15 protein-coding genes are annotated in these 18,141 nt (G+C 60.8%); 8 read left to right on the top strand and 7 right to left on the bottom strand.

All coding sequences use genetic code 11. The annotated features are described in order from the left end of the window. Window positions 1-308: 308 nt before the first annotated feature. The 6 genes from KI231_RS27535 to pilG all read right to left on the bottom strand — a co-directional run bounded on the left by KI231_RS27535 (window position 309) and on the right by pilG (window position 10,369). Window positions 309-779, bottom strand: coding sequence for a chemotaxis protein CheW (locus KI231_RS27535; protein WP_213026839.1), 471 nt, complete (start codon window positions 777-779; stop codon window positions 309-311). Next, a complete protein-coding gene (locus KI231_RS27540) occupies window positions 772-6,675 on the bottom strand; it encodes an Hpt domain-containing protein (protein WP_213026840.1) in 5,904 nt (1,967 codons plus the stop codon). The genes KI231_RS27535 and KI231_RS27540 overlap by 8 nt, the downstream gene beginning before the upstream one ends. An 11-nt stretch (window positions 6,676-6,686) precedes the next feature. Then, window positions 6,687-8,741, bottom strand: a complete 2,055-nt coding sequence (locus tag KI231_RS27545; protein ID WP_103304295.1) for a methyl-accepting chemotaxis protein — start codon at window positions 8,739-8,741, stop codon at window positions 6,687-6,689. A 247-nt stretch (window positions 8,742-8,988) separates the two neighbouring features. Beyond that, window positions 8,989-9,528 carry a chemotaxis protein CheW gene (locus KI231_RS27550; protein ID WP_103304296.1) on the bottom strand — a complete coding sequence of 180 codons (540 nt, stop codon included), beginning with the start codon at window positions 9,526-9,528 and terminating at the stop codon, window positions 8,989-8,991. A gap of 10 nt (window positions 9,529-9,538) precedes the next feature. Continuing rightward, complete coding sequence (pilH, locus tag KI231_RS27555; protein ID WP_007913674.1) at window positions 9,539-9,904, bottom strand: twitching motility response regulator PilH; 366 nt, start codon at window positions 9,902-9,904, stop codon at window positions 9,539-9,541. A 60-nt stretch (window positions 9,905-9,964) separates the two neighbouring features. Continuing rightward, window positions 9,965-10,369 (bottom strand): twitching motility response regulator PilG, encoded by a 405-nt coding sequence (gene pilG, locus KI231_RS27560; RefSeq protein WP_007913673.1) that lies wholly within the window; start codon window positions 10,367-10,369, stop codon window positions 9,965-9,967. A 225-nt stretch (window positions 10,370-10,594) separates the two neighbouring features. Between pilG and gshB the strand changes: the two genes are divergently transcribed. The 7 genes from gshB to KI231_RS27595 all read left to right on the top strand — a co-directional run bounded on the left by gshB (window position 10,595) and on the right by KI231_RS27595 (window position 16,663). Next, window positions 10,595-11,566, top strand: coding sequence for a glutathione synthase (gene gshB, locus KI231_RS27565; RefSeq protein WP_213026841.1), 972 nt, complete (start codon window positions 10,595-10,597; stop codon window positions 11,564-11,566). A 106-nt stretch (window positions 11,567-11,672) separates the two neighbouring features. After that, window positions 11,673-12,572: an energy transducer TonB gene (locus KI231_RS27570; RefSeq protein WP_213026842.1), complete on the top strand. Its 900-nt coding sequence runs from the start codon at window positions 11,673-11,675 to the stop codon at window positions 12,570-12,572. Window positions 12,573-12,765: 193 nt separating this feature from the next. Then, complete coding sequence (locus KI231_RS27575) at window positions 12,766-13,338, top strand: YqgE/AlgH family protein (RefSeq protein ID WP_103304299.1); 573 nt, start codon at window positions 12,766-12,768, stop codon at window positions 13,336-13,338. After that, window positions 13,338-13,775 carry a Holliday junction resolvase RuvX gene (ruvX, locus tag KI231_RS27580; protein WP_064589634.1) on the top strand — a complete coding sequence of 146 codons (438 nt, stop codon included), beginning with the start codon at window positions 13,338-13,340 and terminating at the stop codon, window positions 13,773-13,775. The genes KI231_RS27575 and ruvX overlap by 1 nt, the downstream gene beginning before the upstream one ends. Window positions 13,776-13,856: 81 nt before the next feature. Next, window positions 13,857-14,363 (top strand): bifunctional pyr operon transcriptional regulator/uracil phosphoribosyltransferase PyrR, encoded by a 507-nt coding sequence (gene pyrR / locus KI231_RS27585; RefSeq protein ID WP_103304300.1) that lies wholly within the window; start codon window positions 13,857-13,859, stop codon window positions 14,361-14,363. A gap of 27 nt (window positions 14,364-14,390) precedes the next feature. Then, the gene (locus tag KI231_RS27590; RefSeq protein WP_095164512.1) at window positions 14,391-15,395 is read left to right on the top strand and encodes an aspartate carbamoyltransferase catalytic subunit; all 1,005 of its coding nucleotides are present in this window, start codon (window positions 14,391-14,393) and stop codon (window positions 15,393-15,395) included. Continuing rightward, entirely contained in the window at window positions 15,392-16,663 is a 1,272-nt protein-coding gene (locus tag KI231_RS27595) for a dihydroorotase (RefSeq protein ID WP_213026843.1), read from the top strand. The genes KI231_RS27590 and KI231_RS27595 overlap by 4 nt, the downstream gene beginning before the upstream one ends. A gap of 100 nt (window positions 16,664-16,763) precedes the next feature. Here the strand turns inward: KI231_RS27595 and KI231_RS27600 are convergent, their stop codons facing one another. Continuing rightward, on the bottom strand, window positions 16,764-17,198 hold the full coding sequence (locus tag KI231_RS27600; protein WP_103304302.1) for an NINE protein: 435 nt from the start codon (window positions 17,196-17,198) through the stop codon (window positions 16,764-16,766). Between the two features lie 248 nt (window positions 17,199-17,446). Between KI231_RS27600 and KI231_RS27605 the strand changes: the two genes are divergently transcribed. Further along, entirely contained in the window at window positions 17,447-18,070 is a 624-nt protein-coding gene (locus KI231_RS27605) for a C40 family peptidase (protein WP_201236439.1), read from the top strand. The last annotated feature ends 71 nt before the right edge of the window (window positions 18,071-18,141 follow it).

Raw genomic sequence — 18,141 nt, forward strand, 5'->3', positions numbered from 1 at the left:
ATCTAATGTGGGAGCGAGCCTGCTCGCGAAGAGGCCAGCCAAAGCGGCGTAAGTTCTGGATAAGTCCGCCGATGAGTCAGGGGGTTGGCCGGTAGGAAGTTGCTTATGCCACTGGCCCCATCGCTGGCAAGCCAGCTCCCACAGAGTTTTGTGTGGCTCACAAAATTCGAACACAACTCGGACCCTGTAAGAACCTGCAGGCCAGCTCCCGCAGGATTCTGCGGGGTTCACAGATTTGAATACGACTCGGACACCGTGGGAGCTGGCTTGCCAGCGATGGGGCCTGTCAGATCACTGAAAGCTCTGGATCAATGGATCAGGTCAGCATCTACCAACAACTTCTCCAGTCCCAACAAATCCGGGACCTTCGCTACCTGCTCTCCGACCTGCACCGCCGCCTGCTCCAGCGCACACAACGGCACATCGACGTAACTCAACTGGCTATCGAGCTTGTAAGACCGCGGAATCCCCTGCACCAGCAGCGCAATGAACTTCAACTCCGGCAATCCACCGAGCGCATTGAGAATCACGATCCGCGCCCGCTCGCCAATGACAATTTTCTGCCCGCACGCCGACTCGAAACTCAGCAGCGGAATCTGCCGCTCGCGCCACATCACCCGCCCCAGATACCAAGGAGGCGTGTCCAGGTCGAAGGCGCTGGCCTGATAGTCGATCAGCTCGGCCACCGCGACGTTGGGCAGGATCAGATTGCGATCCGCCAACGGCAGCAGCAAACCGGTGAGTTGACTGCTGCGCTGATTGTGCCGGCGCTCATGCATGTTTCTTGCTCCAGTGGGCAATGCTTTCGAGCAGCACCGATTCCTGGTACGGCTTGCCGAGGTAGTCGTTGACGCCGATGGCCATGGCGCGGTCGCGGTGTTTCTGGCCGGTGCGCGAGGTGATCATGATGATGGGCAGGTGTTGCAGGCGTTCGTCGTTGCGCACTTGGGTGGCGACTTCGAAGCCGTCCATGCGCGGCATTTCGATGTCGAGCAGCATCAGGTCGGGCATGTGTTCTTCCAGCAGGAGCATGGCGTCGACACCGTCCTTGGCGGTCAGGACGTTCATGCCGTGGCGTTCGAGCAAACGACTGGTGACCTTGCGCACGGTCACCGAGTCGTCGACCACCATGACCAGCAACGGCTTCTGCGGCTCGCTGTCGATGTCCGGCAGCGTCGGATACTGCGCAACGCGCGCCTGCATTGCGCGGATCGGCGCCAGCAAATCGAGAATCAGCACCACCCGGCCATCGCCGAGAATCGTCGCGCCGGACACGCCCTGCACCGCTGCGAACTGCGGGCCGAGGCTCTTCACCACAATCTCGCGAGTACCGGCCATGGTGTCGACCTGCACCGCTATGCGTCGGTCGTTGTACTGCACCAGCAACACTGGCAACGGCAGGCTCTGCCCCAGCAGTTTCGGCCGCGATGAAGTTTTCAGCAGTTCGCCCAGATAGCACAACTCATAGCGTTGGCCACCGTATTGATAACTCGGCGGATCGAGACGGAAATGCCCGTCCAGATCATTCGGCAAGACACGGACAATACCGTCGATGGTGTTCAGCGGAATCGCATATTGATCCTCACCGCACTGCACCATCAACGCACGGTTGACCGACACGGTGAACGGCAGGCGAATACGGAAATGCACGCCCTGCCCCGGCACCGAATCAATGCTCATGCTGCCGCCCAACTGGCGGACTTCTTCGTGCACCACGTCCATGCCGACGCCACGCCCGGAAATCTGGGTGATTTTCTCGGCGGTGGAGAAACCCGGCTGAAGGATGAACTGCAACACGTCGCGGTCGCTGATCTCGGCGTCCGGCGCGAGCAATCCGCGCTTGATCGCCTTGCGCCGTACGGCCTCCAACGGCACGCCGGCTCCATCGTCGCGGATGTCGAAAACGATGTCGCCACCCTCGCGGGACAGGTCCAGCGTGATAGTACCCTGCGCCGGTTTGCCCGCCGCCAGCCGCGCCTCGGCGGATTCCAGACCATGGTCGACGGCGTTGCGCAGCATGTGCTCCAGCGGCGCGGCCATGCGCTCCAGCACATTGCGATCCATCTCACCTTCGGCATTGCCGACGACAAACGCGACGTCTTTGTTCAGCTCTTCGGCGACCTGACGGACGATGCGTTTCAAGCGCGGCAACATGCGCTCGAACGGCACCATGCGCGTACGCATCAGGCCTTCCTGCAATTCGGTGTTGATGCGGCCCTGTTGCTGCAACAGGTTCTCGGCATCGTGGTTGCGGCGGTCGAGGGTTTCCTTGAGATCAAGCAAGTCGGAAGCGGACTCGAACAACGCCCGCGACAGTTGCTGCAGCTGCGAATGCCGATCCATTTCCAGCGGATCGAATTCTTCGTAACCGAGGCGTTCGGCATCGACTTGCTGTCGGCTGAGGATACGCCCCTGGGTTTCGGTGTCGAGGCGGCGCAACTGATCGCGCATTCGCTCGATGGTGGTTTCCATCTCGTTGAGCGCGACTTGTGCGTCATTGACTTGCTGTTCGATACGACCACGGAAAATCGAGGTCTCCCCGGCCAGATTGACCAGTTCGTCGAGCAGCTCGGCAGAGACCTTGACCATGTCCGCCGCCACCTCGGCAGCCGGCGGCGCAGGCTCGGTTTTAACCGGCAAAGGCAACAGTGGCGGCGCTTCAGGCGTCAGCGGATGGCTGAAACTCTGGATCGCGTTGATCAGCCGATCCGCTGGCGGACACGGTTGCCCGGCGCGCACGGCATCGAGCATTTGCGCCAGTCGGTCATGGCCGCGCTGCACCAGCGCAAACAGCTCGGTCGACGCAGGCAGCGTGCCGGCAGAAAGGCTTTCGTAAAGGTATTCGAGTTCGTGAGCGAGGTCGCCGATCGGGCCGATCTCGACCATCCGCGCGCCACCCTTGAGGGTGTGCAGATCGCGCAGCAGGGTTTCCACTTCCTGGCGATTGCCCGGCTCGGCTTGCCAGCGCAGCAGCGCGGCGCCGGAGTTCTCGATGATGTCGAAACCTTCTTCGAGGAAGATTTCCAGCAACTCCGGGTCATGCCCGGCGCCTTCGTGATCGATGGCCGGTTGCGCCGTTTCGGCCGTGGCGGATGAGCCCTGACGCAGCTGTCGGATCGATTCGATCAGATCCAGCGCCGGGTTCAGCGGTTGGTGGTTTTGCAGCTGTTCAAGCAACAACGCCAAGCGGTCATGGCTCTTGTGCAGCAAACGGCCAAGGGCTTCGCTGTGACTGTAACGCCGATCAAGCAAACCTTCGTAAAGGCTTTCCAGCTCCTGGGCCAGATCGCCGATGGTCTCGACTTCGGCCATCCGCGCACCACCCTTGAGGGTGTGCAAATCGCGCTGCAACGACGACAGCGGCGCGACGTTGTCCGGGTCATTCAGCCAGCGCTGCAAGGCTTGCCCGGCGCTGTCGAGAATATCCACGGCCTCTTCAAGGAAGATCTCGACGATCTCGTCGTCCGGTTCAGACGTTACGGTTTTCTGCGCAAGCTCGGCGGTCGCCGCGCCCAGTTCGCGGATGCTCAAGGTGCGGCTGCCATCGCTGCGGATCAGGCCCATGGATGACGGATCGAGGCTTTCGTCGAGTAGCTCATGCAACGCACGAATCCGTGCCGGCTGCGGGGTGACTTCCTGGCCGGCGGCCAGTTCGTCGAGCATGTTGATCAGCGCTTCGTGGGCGTTTTGCGCCTCATGGAAAAACCGGTCGCTGACCGCGAGGCTGCTTTCTTCCACGGCGCCATAAAGATCGAGCAACGCTTCGCAGAGCACATCGACCGGCAGCAGGTCCGCCAGGTGCGCACCTTCGCCGAGGGTGGTCAGTTCATCCAGCAGCGCACTGAGTTCCTGGCGTTCGCCGGGATGCTGCTGCCAGCGCTGCAAAAGGTTTTCGGCATCGAGCAGGATGTCCATGCCCTGGGCGAGGAAGTTGTTGAGCAACTGCGGATCACGCTTGATGCGCAATCCGGTGTTCGGCGCATTGAGGATCGATTCAAGACGCTCGGCGAGCAGTGTTTCGGTACGTTTGATCAGCGATTGCGCGCCGACAATCGGCGCCAGCGGATCGTGTTTGAGCTGACGCAAACCGACGCGAAACAACCCTTCGGCCTCAAGTAGCAATTCCACTTCATCGAGATCGAGCGGCAGTTGATGCGCCTTGAACTCACGGGCCAATTGATCGAGCGGCGCTGCCAGTTCGGCAATCGGCAGTACGCCAGCCATCGACGCACTGCCCTTGAGGGTGTGCAAGGCGCGCTGCAATTCGTCGCTGGCCGGCAACGGCACATGTTCGGCGGCTTGATCGAGGAAACGGTTGAGACTGGCCAAGTGCGTCTCGGCTTCGTTGCGGAAGATCTCCAGCAACAACGGATCGAGCGCCGCGACATCGTTGACGTCTTCGGCGGCCAGCGGTTCGTCACCCTTGGCCAAGGCGTGGGCGCGAGCGGCAAGTTGATCGACATCGCCGCGCTGGCGCTGGCTGTTGGTGGCGAATTCGCTGATCAGTTCCGGCAGCAACAGCACCGTATCGGTGAGCAGTTGCGGCACCACTGCGCCCGGCTCGACGCTTTGTTCGAGCACGCGGTTGAGCAGGTTTTCCACAGCCCAGGCCAGTTCGCCAAGAATCAGCGCACGGACCATGCGCCCGCTGCCTTTCAAGGTGTGAAAGGCGCGGCGCAGTTCGGTCAGAGCGGCGCGGTCCTGCGGATTGGCCGACCAGCGCGGCAGGTATTCGTGGAGGACTTCGAGGACCTCGTCGGTCTCTTCGAGGAACACTTCGCGCAGTTCATCGTCGACCGGTTCTTCATCGGCCGGCGGCGGCATCAGGCTGCCGGGGGTGATCAGCGCCGGCGGATTGACCGCCGAGACCGGGCTGGCCAACACGTCGGCCAGCGACTGCACAATCTCGGGATCGTCCAGCGCCTGCATGTCCTGCATCACCAGCGCTTCGCTGGGGCTGAGAACTTCCTCGAGAACCGGCACGTCGGGCTCTTCATCCGGAAAATAACCGAGACGGGCGAGGCTCTTTTGCGCGACGTCGAGCAATTGTTCGCTCGGGGCCTGCGGGTCGTCGCTCAAGCGTTCAAGGTAATACTCAAGGCTGCTGATGACATCGGCCAGGTGATCGAGTTGCTCCCAACCCGGCTCGTGCGGATCAAGCAGCAGATGTTCGCGGATAAAACCGTTGCAGGCCTCGACCAGGCTCGCCGCACGATTCAACGGAATCATCGCCAATGCACCGCGCACCTGAGTCAACAGCTCCGGCAACGGTTGCAGGTGCTGGCGGTCCCAATCGGCGTCGATGTAGTCGACGATCATGTCCTTGGCCTGTTGCAGGCAGATGCGCGCTTCCTTGATGACGATCTGATGGATCTGCGTCAGGTCGGTGGTGGGCAGGCGTGAGTCTTCCGGACTTTCCGGCTCGACCGTGCCAACCATTCCGGCGAGCGTCGCCTCGACATAAAGCAGCGCGCCGGCGACGTCCATCAACGTTGCATCGTTGGGTTCGCGGTGGCCCTGGGCGAGGCTTAGCACCACCGCCAGTTGATCGATGATGACCTTGCGCGGCTGGCCGAAACCGAGCACCGCGAGGGTGTCGGCGATTTGCCGCAGCGGCGCCAACAGACTTTCCAGATCCGACGCATGTTGACGGTCGCTGCGTACGAACAGATCGAGGCGTTCCTTGACCCGTACCAGTTCTTCGCACAATGCCGCCAGCACCGAGCGCATCGCATCGCGGTCGGGGCCGGCCAGGCGCGCGCGTTCTTCGTCGACCATCGCGCTGTCGGGCAACGCGTCGTCCAGGGAGTAGCGATCTTTCATGGTCAGCATCTGCCCGGTGGGATGTTCGGCCTTGGCAATATAGAACAACAGGCTTTTCAAAAGCTCCGGCGGTGGCGGCTGGTTGAGGCCGCGCATGCCTTGGTCGAGCAGGCGTTTGAGTTCCTTGTCGGCGTCCTTGAACAGGCTGCGCAGCGCCGGGCTGTTGGCGATGGCGCCGTCGCGCATGCCTTCGACCAGCGCCGAGGCGACCTGCCACAACGGGCTCAGCGGCGCCTCGCCGCTCAGCGCTTCGAGGCGGCTGAAGACTTTCGCCAAGTATTCCAGGTGCGTCTGGTCATCCTGCTCACGCAACAGACCGACCAGAGCCATTTGCAGCATCTGGCGTAATTTGCGCAGCACGTTCGGCAATTCGGCCGGTTCCAGCAGTGCCAACGCGTCTGCACTCAGCGGCGGTAACTCGGGCAATTGCGGGCTGAACAGGCTGGTTTCCGAGAGCAGGCTTTCGCCGCGAGCGCTGCGCAGATCATTGATCAGCGGCAGAACCACCAGCGGCAAATCTCGGCGAGCGCTCTGCACGCGATCGAGGTAGATCGGCAATTGCCCGAGCGCTTGCAGCAGCAAATGCAGGGCTTCGTCGCGATGACTGACACGTTCGTGCTGCAAGGCTTCGACCAGATGCTCCATTTCTTCGGCGAGCAGCGCTGCGCCGTAGAACTCGACGATCTGCAGGCTGCCGTGAACCTGATGGATGTAATCCAGACACTCGTCCAGCCCGGGGAAGGCCTGCGGATCATCGAGCACGGCTTCAATCGCCTGATGCGCCAGTTTCAGCGTTTCGGCAATTTCGCCTTTGACCCACTCGAGGGCCACATAGTCGTGCCGATTACCCATAACCACTCCGCTTACGCTTTATCCGTCGTCGGCGCTGCCGGCAAGGTGAAACCGGAGACCGAACGGCGCAACTGGCTGGCCATTTTCGTCAGGTTGCCGATGCTCTCGGCGGTGGCAGTGGAGCCCGACGACGTTTGCGTGGTGATCTGCTGGATCACGTTCATCGTCAGGGAAATCTGCCCGGCCGATGTCGTCTGCTGCTGCGCGGCGTTGGAGATGCTCTGAATCAGCGCCGCGAGGGTCTTCGACACGCCTTCGATTTCTTCCAGGGCTACTCCGGCATCCTGCGCCAGTCGTGCGCCGCGCACCACTTCGGTGGTGGTCTGTTCCATGGAAATGACCGCTTCATTGGTGTCGGTCTGGATCGCCCGCACCAGCGTTTCGATCTGCCGGGTGGCGGCAGACGAGCGCTCGGCCAGTCGCTGCACTTCGTCGGCAACCACGGCAAAACCGCGCCCGGCATCACCGGCCATCGACGCCTGAATCGCCGCGTTGAGGGCAAGGATGTTGGTCTGGTCGGCGATGTCGTCGATCAAGCTGACGATGTCGCCGATTTCCTGTGACGACTCGCCCAGGCGCTTGATGCGCTTGGCGGTGTCCTGAATCTGTTCGCGAATGTTGTCCATGCCGTGGATGGTGTTGTGCACCACCTCGTTGCCCTTGTTGGCGATCTCTACCGACCGCTCCGCCACCGCCGAAGACTCGGCAGCGTTGGCCGAGACCTGATCGATGGACTGCGCCATGTCGCTGATCGCCGTCGACGCTTCAGAAATCTGCTGCGCCTGATGCTCCGAGGCTTGCGCCAGATGCATGGCGGTGGCCTGGGTTTCCTGTACCGCTGCGGCGACCTGGCCGGCGGTGAGGTTGATCGTCGCGACCAGATCACGCAGTTGATCGACGGAATAGTTGATCGAGTCGGCGATGGTGCCGGTGAAGTCTTCAGTCACCGAGGCGGTCACGGTCAGATCGCCGTCGGCAAGGTCTTCGATTTCGTCGAGCAGGCGCATGATCGCGTTCTGGTTGCGCTCGTTTTTCTCGGCGGTCTCGCGCAACTGGCGGTTGGTTTCACGGACCATGACCATGCCGATCAGGATGATCGAGGCCAGCGCCAGCAAGCCCAGCACATAGCCGCCGATGGTGTCGGTGTTGCGCCCGCCGGCGAGGTTTTCGAAACCGTTGGCGAGGTGCGAGGCTTCGTCAAGCAGGGTTTGCGACAGGCTGAAGATGTTGCTTGCCGACTCACGGACCTTGAACAGCTCCGGTGAGGTTTCGAGAATTTCATCGACGGAGCCGGAGACGAACTGGAACAGCTCGGAAATCTCGCTCAAACGGGCGCGGGCATCGCGGTCTTCGACCTGGGTGATTTTCAGCGTCGGGTTGCCTTGCAGCATGCCGTTGAGCACTTGGCCGAAACGCGTGGCATCGCGGCCAAAGGCATCGGCGGCCTGCTGCGAATTTTCGTCGCCGGCGAGTACGGTGTTGACTGCGCCAAGGATGCGTTCGGCCAGCAGCGACTGACGCTGGGCCATCGCCACTTGCGCGGCCGGAGCGCCACGTTGCAGGAGGATTTCGACGACTTTTTCGTATTCGATCTGCAACTGCGGCACGGTTTCGGCCAGTGTCGCGGCGACCTGATGCAGCGACAGCACAGTCTGTTCGCTGGAGAGAATGGCGTCGGTGTTTTTCAGCAGGCGTTCCCAGTCGAGTTGCACGGCGCGCATTTCCGGGCGCACGGTGGATGGCGCGGGCGGCAGGCCGGTAGCCGGGTCGCCCTTTTTCAGGTAACCCCAGCGCTGGGCGAAATCGTTGCGCGCATCGCTGAGCAGCTTGAACGCGGCAGCCTTGCCGGCGGCAGCTTCGGTGGCGTTCTTGGCGATGCGTTGCGACAGCACGCGCAGCTCACCGGCATGGCCGATGTACTGTTTGTCGTAGTTCGCCTGGGTGTTGAGGTAAGCGAAGTTGGCGAACAGCAGCATGATGAACACGATCAGTGCGATGAACAGCACGATGATCTGCGAGCGACTGCGCGATCCTTCCGCTGGCTTGCCTGTTTTTGCTTTTGTCATCGGTCCTCGCCTGTTTGAAGCTCACCGGTAGAACCTGTAGGAACTAGCCTTGGAAAGTGAAGGGATTCTGTGGCGAGGGGATTTATCCCCGATGGTTGGCGAAGCCGACCCAAAACCTACATTTGAGATGTATCAGATACAACTCATGTTCTGGGGTCGCTGCGCGGCCCATCGGGGATAAATCCCCTCACCACAGAATCCCATTACCACATGGCCTATTCCCACAATGGATTCTCTGTTGTTTCGACTAAATTGCGACACTCATGAACACCGGTGATTTAGCCAGGGCAAACAGGCTGAACACCCGCCAGTTCTGCTCGCGCCGGAAATAGCCTTTGACGAACTCGGCCTTGGAGCCCTGGCGTTTGCTGATCGAAACGGGTTCGAAACTGTCCTGCTCGAAGTGCTGCAAACCAATGACCTCGTCGACCATCAATCCGGCAAACACGTCGCCATGCTCCACCACCAGCACCCGCCGCTGCTTGCGCAAGGGCGACAGCTCATGCCCGAAGAAACCGCACAAATCCATGATCGGCAGCAGCCGCCCGCGCAGGTTAGCCACGCCTTTGACCCACGGCTTGACCCCGGGCAACTGGGTGAAGCGCGGTTCGTGCAGCACTTCGCTGACTTCGCCCATCGGCGCAACGTACCAGTGCTCGCCAAGGCGAAAACCGATACCGCTCCAGCGATCCTGGCGCGCAGGCTGCGACGGCAGGTCGGCCGCCAACAGGCGGCAGCGCTGGTCAATCTGCCAGAGCAGTTCGAACGCGGTCAGCGATTCGCTCATGGTTGCGCGATCAGCCTTTAAGCACGTTGTTCAGGGTCTTGATCAGGGTGTCTTCGTCGACCGGTTTGGTCAGGTAGTCCTTGGCGCCCTGACGGGTGCCCCAGACCTTGTCGGTTTCCTGATCCTTGGTGGTGATGATGATCACCGGGATGTGACTGGTGTCGGCATCCTTGGTCAACTGACGGGTCGCCTGGAAACCGTTGAGGCCGGGCATGACGATGTCCATCAGGACTGCATCGGGCTTTTCCTGACGGGCCAGTGCGACACCGTCGGCGCCGTTTTCAGCTTTGAGCACTTCGTGACCGTGCTTTTCGAGCATGCCGGTCAGTTTGTACATTTCAGTCGGCGAATCATCGACGATCAGGATACGTGCCATGGTTTTCCCCATTTTTCTTGTCGACCCCCGGCCCGCTGGCCGAGCGTCACTGTACGTGTCTTACTGCGGCAAAACGGCGGCGAAGCCCGGAACATGGGCTTGAATCGCGTTGAGCAGTTCTTCCTTGCTGAAAGGCTTGGTCAAAAATTGATCGGAGCCGACAATCCGCCCCTTGGCCTTGTCGAACAGCCCGTCCCTGGACGACAGCATGATCACCGGTGTCGCCTTGAACGCGCTGTTGTTCTTGATTAAAGCGCAGGTCTGATAACCATCCAGACGCGGCATCATGATGTCGACAAAAATGATCCCGGGATGGTTGTCGGCGATCTTCGCCAACGCGTCGAAACCGTCGATGGCCGTGATGACTTCACAGCCCACATTCTTCAACAGTGTTTCGGCGGTGCGACGAATCGTTTTCGAGTCATCGATCACCATGACCTTCAAGGCGCTGGACTGCTGTTCCATAAGGGGGCTCTACCGTCGCCTTTGCGAATCAAATTGTCCGTTTTGCGATGAGTAATGGCTGGAAACCCTTGATGCTCAAGGGCCAGCACGCTATGCCAGCCTTTTTAGCACAGTCTCCAGATGCAATCTATCGACGGGTTTTCCCTTGACCGAAAACCCGCCCGGCGCCACTCTGGCGGCACTTTTTTCATACCGATCCGGTAGCCAATTTTCGAGGAAAACCCAATGAGCGTTCGCGTCGGGATTGTCATGGACCCTATCGCCAGCATCTCCTATAAAAAGGATAGCTCGCTGGCCATGCTGCTGGCCGCGCAGAAGCGTGGCTGGGAGCTGTTCTACATGGAACAGCGCGACCTGTATCAGGCCGAAGGCCAGGCGCGGGCGCGGATGAAGCCGCTGAAAGTCTTCGCCAACCCGGAAAAATGGTTCGAACTGGACGACGAGCAGGACAATCTGCTGAGCGATCTGGACGTGATCCTGATGCGCAAGGATCCGCCGTTCGACATGGAGTTCGTCTACTCCACCTACCTGCTCGAACAGGCCGAAACCGCCGGCGTGCTGGTGGTGAACAAGCCGCAGAGCCTGCGCGACTGCAATGAAAAGCTGTTCGCCACGCTGTTCCCGCAGTGCACCCCGCCGACCATCGTCAGCCGTCGCGCCGATGTGCTGCGTGAATTCGCCGCCAAGCATGGCGACGTGATCCTCAAGCCGCTGGACGGCATGGGTGGCACGTCGATTTTCCGTCACCGCGCCGGTGATCCGAACCTGTCGGTGATTCTGGAAACCCTGACCGCCCTCGGTGGCCAGCAGATCATGGGCCAGGCCTATCTGCCGGCGATCAAGGACGGTGACAAACGCATCCTGATGATCGACGGCGAGCCGGTGGATTACTGCCTGGCGCGGATTCCGGCACAGGGCGAAACCCGTGGCAACCTTGCTGCCGGTGGTCGTGGTGAAGCCCGTCCGCTGACCGACAAGGATCGCTGGATCGCCGCACAAGTCGGCCCGACCCTGCGTGAGAAAGGCCTGCTGTTCGTGGGCCTGGACGTGATCGGCGAAAGCCTCACTGAAATCAACGTCACCAGCCCGACCTGCATCCGTGAAATCGATAATGCGTTTGGCACTGACATTGGCGGCATGTTGATGGATGCCATTGAAAGCAAGCTGCAAGCTGCGAGCCGCGAGCCGCAAGCTTGAAGTCAGTGGTGAGCAGCTTGTCGCTTGCCGCTTGAAGCTTGCAGCTAAAAACCAACATTGCGTTATCATGCCGAGCCCGTAAAAACGCGATGTTGGTTTTTCTGTCATGACCCTCCCGTCCGATCTGCCCGTAGAACTCGCCCATCGTGGCGTGCGCCCGGCCGATCGCCTCGGATTTACCTTGTTTCTTGCGGCGCTGATCCATTTGGCGCTGCTGCTGGGCGTCGGCTTCACGATGGTCGAGCCCAAGCAGATCAGCAAAACCCTGGAAATCACCCTCGCCACCTTCAAGAGCGAAACCAAGCCGAAAAAAGCTGATTTCCTCGCTCAGGAAAACCAGGAAGGCAGCGGCACGCTGGACAAGAAGGCGATTCCGAAGACCACCGAGGTCGCGCCGTTCCAGGACAATCAGGTGAAAAAGGTCACTCCGCCACCGGCCGCCAAACCGGAAGTGCAGGAGGCCGCGCCCAAGGCAGCGGTGACCACCGTGGCGCCGAAGCCGAAAAAGGCGCCGACCAAGAAAGAAGAAACCAAGACCGAGGTCAAACCGACCGTTGACGCGCCTGAGTTCGACAGCTCGCAACTGTCCAGCGACATCGCCAGCCTCGAAGCGGAACTGGCCAAGGAACAACAGCTGTACGCCAAGCGCCCGCGCATTCACCGCTTGAGTGCGGCCTCGACCATGCGCGACAAAGGCGCCTGGTACAAGGATGACTGGCGCAAGAAAGTCGAGCGTATCGGCAACCTCAATTACCCCGAAGAAGCGCGACGCAAGCAGATCTACGGCAATTTGCGCCTGATGGTCTCGATCAACCGCGATGGTTCGCTGTATGAAGTGCTGGTGCTCGAGTCGTCGGGCCAGCCGCTGCTGGATCAGGCGGCGCAGCGCATCGTGCGCCTGGCGGCACCGTTTGCCCCGTTTACCGGGGACTTGTCGGATATCGACCGACTGGAAATCATCCGCACCTGGAAATTCGCCCGGGGCGACAAGCTCTCGAGCAATTAAAGGCATTGCAAAACCCTGTGGGAGCGGGCTTGCCCGCGATGGGGCCGGCACATCCGACATTGATGGCAACTGACCTGACGCCATCGCGGGCAAGCCCGCTCCCACAGGGGTCAGCATCGCTCGCGGTTTTTTGCAGCACTTCCCAGATATCTCCAGCTTGTCAGTTCGCCCCTTGAACGCCACACTATCGCTCATGAAAAACGTCAGCCCCAGCTACCTCAAGCATCACTTCCTGATCGCCATGCCGCACATGGCCGACCCGAACTTTGCCCACACCTTGACCTACATCGTCGAGCACACGGCCAATGGCGCCATGGGGATTGTGGTCAATCGACCGCAGGAGCTGAATCTGGCGGACATTCTTGAGCAACTGCGCCCGGACATCGATCCGCCGGCCCTCTGCCAGCATGTACCGATCTTCATTGGCGGCCCGGTGCAGACCGATCGCGGGTTTGTCCTGCACCCGGCGGGCAAGACCTTCCAGGCCACCGCCGAGCTTGAAGGTGACCTGGCACTGTCCACCTCACAGGACGTGCTGTTCGCCATCGCTGACGGTGTCGGCCCGGCGAAAAGCCTGATCGCCCTCGGCTACGCTGGCTGGGAAGCCGGGCAACTGGAAGCGGAACTGGCCGACAATGCGTGGCTGACCTGCCCTTACGACGCCGACATCCTGTTCAACACCAGCAGCGAATTGCGCCTCGAAGCAGCGGCCAAACACCTGGGGATCAACCTCAGCCTGCTGACCAGCCAGGCGGGGCACGCCTGATGGCCCTGCGCCTGATTCTCGGCTTCGACTACGGCACCAAACAGATCGGCGTTGCCGTCGGTCAGGTGATTACCGGCCAGGCCCGCGAGCTGTGCACCCTGAAAGCACAGAATGGCGTACCGGACTGGAACCAGGTCGAAGCCCTTATAAAAGAATGGAAACCTGACGCCGTTGTCGTCGGCCTGCCGCTGAACATGGACGGCACACCGAGCGACATGTGCGTACGCGCCGAGAAATTCGCCCGCCGCCTCAATGGCCGCTTCAACCTGCCGTTCTATACCCACGACGAACGCCTGACCACGTTTGAAGCCAAAGGCGAGCGACTGGCCCGCGGCGGCCAGAAAGGCAGTTACCGCGACAACCCGGTGGATGCAATCGCTGCCGCTCTGCTGTTGCAGGGCTGGCTCGATGAAAACACCGCACTATTTGAATCCTGACAAGCGCTTCGGCGCTTTTCTTTTGGCTAAAAACCCAGCCATGTCCGGCAGGACGCGGCTCGGGTCAAAGAAGGAGCAACCATGAGTCTGCCCAATCCCGCCGATCTGATCAGCCAGATGGCGACCCGCCTCAAGGCGCACCTTGCCCAGCGTGGCATCAGCGAACCGCGCTACATCGGCATTCGCACTGGCGGCATCTGGGTCGCGCAAGCCCTGCTCAAGGAATTGGGCAGCGACTCGCCATTGGGCACACTGGATGTTTCCTTCTACCGCGACGATTTCAGCCAGAACGGCCTGCACCCGCAAGTGCGCCCGTCCGCCCTGCCCTTCGAGATCGAAGGCCAGCATCTGGTGCTGATCGATGACGTACTGATGAGCGGCCGCACCATCCGCGCCGCCATGAACGAACTGTTCGACTACGGCCGCCCGGCCAGCGTGACTCTGGTCTGCCTGCTCGACCTGGACGCCGGCGAGCTGCCGATCCGCCCCAACGTGGTCGGCGCGACCTTGGCGCTGGCCGCCCACGAGCGCGTGAAGCTGTCCGGCCCCGAGCCGCTGACGCTCGAACTGCAAGATTTCTCCCTTTAATCCGCCCTATTGAGAGTCCCCCTCGCGATGACGCCTCTAGATACCAAGCGCCCGCTGCAGCTCAATGATCAGGGCCAGCTGCGCCACTTCCTCTCGCTCGACGGCCTGCGCCGCGAGTTACTGACGGAAATCCTCGACACTGCCGACTCGTTCCTCGAAGTCGGTGCCCGGGCGGTGAAGAAAGTCCCGTTGCTGCGCGGCAAGACCGTGTGCAACGTGTTCTTCGAAAACTCCACACGCACCCGCACCACCTTCGAACTGGCGGCCCAGCGGCTGTCGGCGGACGTGATTACCCTGAACGTGTCGACCTCGTCGGCAAGTAAAGGTGAAACGCTGCTCGACACCCTGCGCAACCTCGAAGCCATGGCCGCCGACATGTTCGTTGTGCGCCACGGTGATTCCGGCGCCGCGCACTTCATCGCCGAACACGTTTGCCCGCAAGTGGCGATCATCAATGGCGGCGACGGCCGTCACGCCCACCCGACCCAGGGCATGCTCGACATGCTCACCATCCGTCGGCACAAGGGCAGTTTCGAAAACCTCTCGGTGGCCATCGTCGGCGACATCCTGCACTCGCGGGTGGCGCGCTCGAACATGCTCGCCCTGAAGACCCTCGGCTGCCCGGACATCCGCGTGATCGCGCCGAAAACCCTGCTGCCGATCGGCATCGAGCAATACGGCGTGAAGGTCTACACCGACATGACCGAAGGCCTGAAAGACGTCGACGTGGTAATCATGTTGCGCCTGCAGCGTGAGCGCATGACCGGCGGCCTGCTGCCGAGCGAAGGCGAGTTCTACCGCTTGTTCGGCCTGACCACCGCGCGTTTGGCCGGGGCCAAACCCGATTGCATCGTCATGCACCCGGGGCCGATCAACCGTGGTGTGGAGATCGAGTCAGCGGTGGCTGACGGTCCGCACTCGGTAATCCTCAATCAGGTGACCTACGGCATCGCGATTCGTATGGCCGTGCTGTCCATGGCCATGAGCGGGCAAACAGCGCAACGTCAATTCGAGCAGGAGAACGCCCAGTGAAGCTCAGCATTCTCGGCGCCCGCGTCATCGATCCAAGCAGCGGCCTGGATCAAATCACCGATATCCACGTTGAAGCCTGCAAGATCGTCGCCCTCGGCGCCGCTCCGGCCGGTTTCAGCGCAGTTGAAACCATTGATGCTCAAGGCCTTGTGGCCGCTCCGGGCCTCGTTGACCTGAACGTCGCCCTGCGCGAGCCGGGCTACAGCCGTAAAGGTTCGATTGCCAGCGAAACCCGCGCAGCCGCCGCCGGCGGCGTGACCAGCCTGTGCTGCCCGCCGAAAACCAAACCGGTGCTCGACACCTCCGCCGTGGCCGAACTGATCCTCGACCGCGCACGTGAGGCCGGCAACACCAAGGTGTTCCCGATTGGCGCGCTGAGCAAAGGTCTGGACGGTGAGCAGTTGGCAGAACTGGTCGCCCTGCGCGACGCTGGTTGTGTGGCGTTCGGCAACGGTCTGGAGAGTTTCCGCAATACCCGCACCCTGTGCCGGGCGCTGGAATACGCAGCGACGTTTGATCTGACAGTGATTTTCAACTCGCAGGATCATGATCTGGCCGAAGGTGGCCTGGCCCACGAAGGCGCCGTCGCCAGTTTCCTCGGTCTGCCGGGGATTCCGGAAACGGCGGAAACCGTAGCTTTGGCTCGGGATCTGTTGCTGGTCGAGCAAACTGGCGTGCGTGCGCACTTCAGCCAGTTGACCAGCGCTCGCGGCGTGGCGCTGATTGCTCAGGCTCAGGCTCGCGGCTTGAAGGTCACAGCAGATGTCGCGCTGTATCAACTGATCCTGACCGATGAAGCGTTGATCGACTTCAGCAGCCTCTATCACGTACAACCGCCGCTGCGCACCCGCGCTGATCGCGATGGCCTGCGTGAAGCGGTGAAGTCCGGTGTGATCTCGGCAATTTCCAGCCATCACCAGCCGCACGAGCGCGACGCCAAACTGGCACCGTTCGGCGCGACCGAGCCGGGCATCAGCAGTGTTGAACTGCTGCTGCCGTTAGCGATGACGTTGGTTGAGGATGGTTTGCTCGATCTGCCGACTTTGCTGGCTCGGTTGAGCTCAGGACCTGCCGAGGCACTGCGTCTGCCGGCGGGCAAACTGGCGGTGGGTGGGGCTGCGGATATCGTGCTGTTCGATCCGAAGGCCTCGACCGTGGCCGGTGAAGGCTGGCTGTCGAAGGGTGAGAACTGCCCGTTCCTGGGGCACAGTCTGCCGGGCGTGGTTCACTATACCCTGGTGGATGGGCGGATCAGCCACCAGCTTTAATACCGGGTTGCCCCAATCGCTGGCAAGCCAGCTCCCACAGGTTTTGCGCTAACCCGAAAATTGCGCAAGACCTTGTGGGAGCTGGCTTGCCAGCGATGGCTTATTGGAAGGCGCCTCTACCTTCGGCGTTACGCACCGAGACCTGATCGTTCAGCGTCCAGAAGTCATACAGCACGCCGATAAAGAACAAACCGCCCGTCAGCAGATAGATCAGCCCGCTGATCCACTTGCCCTGATACATCCGGTGCACGCCCAGCGCGCCAAGAAACGTCAGCAGAATCCACGCCACGTTGTACTCGATCGGCCCTTCGGCAAAACGCAGATCCGCCTCGCGATCCATCGCCGGGATCAGGAACACGTCGATCAGCCAGCCAATTCCGAGCAAACCGAAGGTGAAGAACCAGATCGTTCCGGTCACCGGCTTGCCGTAATAAAAGCGGTGAGCACCGGTGAATCCGAAGATCCACAGCAGATAACCGATGAGTTTGCTGTGGGTGTCTTTTTCCTTCACACGGGGTAGCTGATAGCTGTTCATGAAGACCTCGTTGCACTCGATAGATAAATATTCTTGAATTCTTTGTGACTTTTTTACAGGTAGCCGACGTATGGCAAATGTTACCGTTGCTACCTCCAAAGCCTTGTAGCACAGGACTTCTGTCCGACAATCGCGTCAATTTGCCGCTTATTTGGTTCCGTTGCCTCCAGAGTCAATCGACCAACGGCCTCGGAAGGGACAAAAAAGCTGTTATAAAGTTGCGCGCTATCACTGAAGAGCCACGCCTAATGCGACCATTTTTCAAGACATGGCTAACCATTTGCCTATTAATGCCACTGGCCGCCCACGCCACCAATCGTGAGCAACGTCTTCCCAACGTTAACGGTTTCACCCCTAAATCCCATGCTTCTGCTCCATCGAGCAAAAGCAAGCAAAGCAAAGTCACCACGCTGAGCAGCAAGAGCCACGGCAAGCTGGTACCGCCGATGGCGAACAAGGAAAGCAGTAACGTCCTTAGCCGCGCAGTGAACGTCCTCGGTACGCCATACCGTTGGGGCGGCAGCAGCCCAAGTAAAGGTTTCGATTGCAGCGGTCTGGTGAAATACGCGTTCAACGACGCCACATTCGACCTGCCACGTACTTCCAATGCCATGGCCAGTGGGCATGGCGAGAAAGTCGAACGCAAGGATCTGAAACCGGGCGACCTGATCTTCTTCAACATCAAGAGCCGTCGGGTCAATCACGTTGCCATCTACCTGGGCAACGACCGCTTTATCCACGCACCGCGCCGTGGCAAGTCGGTGAGCATCGATACGCTGAACAAGCCGTATTGGGAAAAGCATTACGTGGTGGCCAAGCGTGTGCTGCCGAAAGAACCGGCCAGCAAGCAGCTGCGCGTGGTTCAACGCTAACACCGCAGATCGTTCCCACGCTCTGCGTGGGAACGCAGCCCGGGACGCTCTGCGTCCCAAAGCGGACGCGG

Source organism: Pseudomonas sp. Seg1 (assembly GCF_018326005.1).
Lineage (GTDB): Bacteria > Pseudomonadota > Gammaproteobacteria > Pseudomonadales > Pseudomonadaceae > Aquipseudomonas.